This is a genomic window from Miniphocaeibacter sp. (assembly GCF_049276255.1).
Taxonomy (GTDB): Bacteria; Bacillota; Clostridia; order Tissierellales; family Peptoniphilaceae; genus Miniphocaeibacter.
Window position 1 is genome coordinate 1 of record NZ_JBASWB010000027.1, and the last position, 2008, is coordinate 2008.

At 38.5% G+C, this 2008-nt stretch carries 1 pseudogene; it reads left to right on the forward strand.

Annotated features, from left to right (window positions below):
• Positions 1–2008: pseudogene (locus WAO56_RS02905) on the forward strand (hypothetical protein); the annotation flags it as partial.

The following is a 2008-nucleotide window of genomic DNA, read 5'->3' on the forward strand; positions in this document are numbered from 1 at the left end:
TCAAGCCATACCAGAACTCATTCCAAAGGCTGTAGAAGCTGTAGGAAAACTAGCACAAGCATTTAATGAAAATGCAGGCAAATTAATAGAAGTTGGTTTGAAGTTAATAAAAGCTGTAGCGGAAGGGTTGGCTAATTCTAAAGATGAACTGGCTAAATATGTACCTGAAATATTAGCGGCTTTTACAAAAGCTTTTATGGTATTTAAAGGAATATCCATAGGTAAAAAGTTAATAAATGAAGTTGTGTCCGGGATTACTTCTAACATGTCACCGATTAATGCAGCCGGACAAGTTGTAACCTCTAAACTAGGGCAAGCTATAATTTCTAAATTAGCACCGATGAAAACAGCAGGGACTGGGTTAATAAGCAGCTTATCAACTGCAATTCAAACAGGATCCGGAAAATTAGCAAGTATGGGTTCTTCTATAGTCGGAAAGCTCTCTAGCGGGATTTCTTCTGTTGGTACTGGACTAATGGGAACGACCGGAGGAAAATTAATCTCTTCATTGGTTGGCTCTTTAGGTGCAGGAGTAGGTAAGGTGGCTGCAATAGGCGGGAAAATAATAGCAGGCTTAACTGCTGTATTGTCAAATCCTGTTGGCTTAGTTGCTGCAGGTGGATTATTAATTGCAGCTATTTTAAAAGGTTTGAAGATTGATTTGCCAAAATTAGGAACTATCGCTGGCGAAATGATTGGGAAACTGGCGAAAGGAATAGTTGAAGGAATACCTAAGCTATTCGACCTTGGAAAAGAATTGGTAGGAAGTTTAGTAAAGGGCATTATTTCTCTACCTGGTAAACTTCGGGATGCTGGTAAAAACTTAGTAAAAGGGATATTCAACGCCTTTAAAGGGAATAAAGACGAAGCCAAAAAAGATGTTTCAGAAACTATAACAGAAGTAATTGAAGAAGGAACAAATGAAGGGGCAGCGCAAGCTGATACAACAGAAGCTTCAACAAATGTAATTCAAGGAATAGTTGAGGGATTACAAAACGGCACAACTGATGTAGCTTCAGCATACCAACAATTACTAGAGCAGGGCGTTTCAGAATCCGACGCAAGAGCAATTATGCATAAAGTTGGAAAAGCCGGAACTGATGAATATATACAAGTAATAATTGAAAGTGAAGAAGGAGTAAGGTCTGCCTATATGCAATTGCGGGCTAGTGGGTTAGAAGAATTAGACGCAGTTGACAAAATGATTGAGATAGCAATTGCTAACACCGATGGTTATATAGAAGGTGCTGGCAATAACAAAGAAGCACTGATAGCTAAATATAAAGAACTTAGGACTGAATCAGAAACTGAACTTGAAGCTATGGAAGCTTTTTATCAGTATATGCAAAACAACTTAAAAGGTTCAGAACAAGCAATATCAGATAGCACTCCAAGTATAAGAGAACAATTTGCCAATATGATGCAAGCCTGTAAAGATGAGTTGTTAGTTGTCGAAGAAATGATGACATACGGCTTGATAAATGTTGAAGCATTTGGGCAAGGGTCTCAAAGTGGGAAAGAAGCAGTAATTGGAATATTCAACGAATTAAGAGAACAAGGAGTCAGTGCTTTAGACGCGGTTGAATTGCTTTCAATGATTGGTAGCGGCAATATTGAGGGATTACATGCCGGCATGATGTTGAAAAAACCAGAAATTGATACAATGTATGAAATATTAAAGGCTGCTGGCATTGAAGGATTAGAGATGAGAGAAGCATTAGGGAATATGGGATATCAAAATATCGATGCTTTTCTACAAAGAATGATTGAAGGTGGACGGGAAGCTCCTTCGAGATTACAAGAAGCTATAAATAATCCTATGCTAACTACTTTAATGGAAAACACACCAAGATTTGGGCAAGTCGGTTCAGAACAGGTGGGCAAGTACGCTGAAGAGCTGGAAAAAGGACAACCTAAAGCAACTACCGCAGTAGACAATATAAATACCGAAGTTGGAAATAAGCTAGATGAAGGTAAAACAAAGTTTGGAGAATCAGGTTCAGAAGCA